We start from the raw sequence: 2,165 nt of genomic DNA, 5'->3' as shown, positions 1-2,165 counted from the left end.
ACCACAAAACGCGACCGCAACACCTCATGCCGCGCCACCAAACCCGAGAACGCCGACTCCAACGCCCCCACATCCACCACACCCCGCAACCGCAGCGCACAGGGCAGTCGACTCGACCCGAGCTCCAGCTGTTCGAGGAACCACAGCCGCTGCTGCGCGAACGACAACGGCAGCCCGCCCGCACCGCGCACCACCGGCACCAGCGCCGGGCCGTCCACGACCGAGCCGGTCGCACCGACCGCCTGGGCCAACTGCTCGACGGTGGGCGACCCGAACAGTTCCCGTAGCGGCACCTCCCGCCCGAGTTCCCGGCGCAGGAGGGAGACGACACGGGTGGCGACGAGGGAGTGTCCGCCGAGGTCGAAGAAGTTGTCGTGGACGCCGACCCGGTCGACGCCGAGGACCTCGGCCCAGATCCCGGCGATGACGGTCTCGGTCTCGTCACGCGGCGCCACGAACCCGGACGCCAGCTCCGGACGGTCGCGGTCCGGGGCCGGCAGCGCCCGCCGGTCCACCTTCCCGTTGGGCGTGGACGGCAGCGCCTCCAGGAAGACGAAGCCGGCAGGCACCATGTAGTCGGGCAGGCCGTCCGCGCACCAGCGCCGCAGGACCGCCGCCCCCGTTCCCGCACCCGGCCGCGGCACCACGTACGCGATCAGCCGCTTGTCCCCCGGCACGTCCTCGCGCACGGTGACCACCACCGAGGCCACGTCCTCGTGCGCGGCCAGCCGCGACTCGATCTCACCCAACTCGATCCGGACGCCCCGGACCTTCACCTGGTCGTCGATCCGCCCCAGGAACTCCAGGACCCCGCTCGGCAGCCACCGCACCAGGTCCCCGGTGCGGTACACCCGGCGCGCCCTGCCGCCGAGCTCCACCTCGACGAACTTCTCGGCGGTCAGCTCCGGCCGGTTCAGATACCCCCGCGCCAGGCCCCCGCCGCCGACCAGCAGCTCGCCGGGCACCCCGACCGGCACCAGGCCGTCGGCGCCGTCCACCACGAACAGCTCGGTGTTCGGCGCGGGACCGCCGACCGGCATGGAGGAGGTCCTCGGGCTGTCCGGGGTCACCCGCAGCAACGTCGTGTCCCCCCAGCTCTCCGTCGGGCCGTAGGTGTGCAGCAGGAACATCGGTGCGTGCACGCTGTTCACGAGGGAGTCGGCCTCGGCCCGGGTGACCTTCTCCCCGCAGTACTTGACGTACCGCACACCCGCGAACACGTCCGGGCAGGCCGACACGTGGTGGTTGAACAGCGACGAGGTGAGCATCAGCGCCGTCACCCCGCGGGCACGGACGACGTCCCTGAGCAGGAACGGGTTGCGGATCTCCTCGCGCAGAACGATGGCCAGGCTCGCCCCGGCCGTCAGCGCACTCCAGACTTCGATCGCGCAGGCGTCCCAGGAGAAGCTCGTGATCTGCGCGACGCAGTCGTCGGGGGTCAGGGTTTCGAGCCAGTTGTACCGCACCTGCCGCACGATCTTCCGGTGCTCGACCATGACGCCCTTGGGGGTGCCGGTGGAGCCGGAGGTGTAGATCACGTAGAACAGGTCGTCCGGGGTGGTGCGGTGCTCGGGGTCGGTGTCCGGCCGGGCCGCGATGACGGCCGCGTCGGTGTCCACACAGACGACGTGCCGATCAGCAACGGGGAACCGACCGCGCAGGCCCTCCTGGGTGAGCAGGACGGGAGCGGCGGTGTCGGCCAGCATGAACGCCAGCCGCTCGGCCGGGTACTCCGGATCCAACGGCACATACGCACCGCCGGCCTTCAGCACCGCCAGCAGGGACACCACCATGTCCGGGCCCCGCTCCAGACACACACCCACCAGCACGTCCGGACCCACACCCAGACCCCGGAGATGATGAGCCAGCCGGTTCGCCCGGGCGTTCAGCTGCGCATAGCTCAACTCCTCGCCCCCGAAGACCACCGCCACCGCCTCCGGACAGGCCGCGACCCTCGCCTCCACCAACTCGTGAACGCACCGGTCATCGGGGAAGTCCGCGGCACTGTCGTTGAACTCCACCACCAGCTGGTGCTTCTCCTCCTCGGACAGCAGCTCCAGCTCACTCAACCGCGCCGACGGATCGGCGACCACCGACGCCAGCACATTCCGGTAATGACCCGCCAGACGCTCCACCGACGAAACCTCGAACAGATCGGTGCTGTA

The 2,165-nt window shown here is 70.6% G+C and carries 1 protein-coding gene; it reads right to left on the bottom strand.

Annotation, left to right across the window (positions count from 1 at the left end; genetic code table 11):
- Positions 1–2,135, bottom strand: a 2,135-nt coding sequence (locus tag ACFV0O_RS41425; RefSeq protein WP_380350249.1) for an amino acid adenylation domain-containing protein, incomplete at its 3' end; no start/stop codon positions are given.
- Positions 2,136–2,165: the final 30 nt, after the last annotated feature.

The organism is Kitasatospora sp. NPDC059577 (assembly GCF_042735475.1).
GTDB lineage: Bacteria > Actinomycetota > Actinomycetes > Streptomycetales > Streptomycetaceae > Kitasatospora.
The sequence above is the reverse complement of the archived record's forward strand: the minus strand, read 5'-3'. Positions and strand labels throughout refer to the sequence as shown.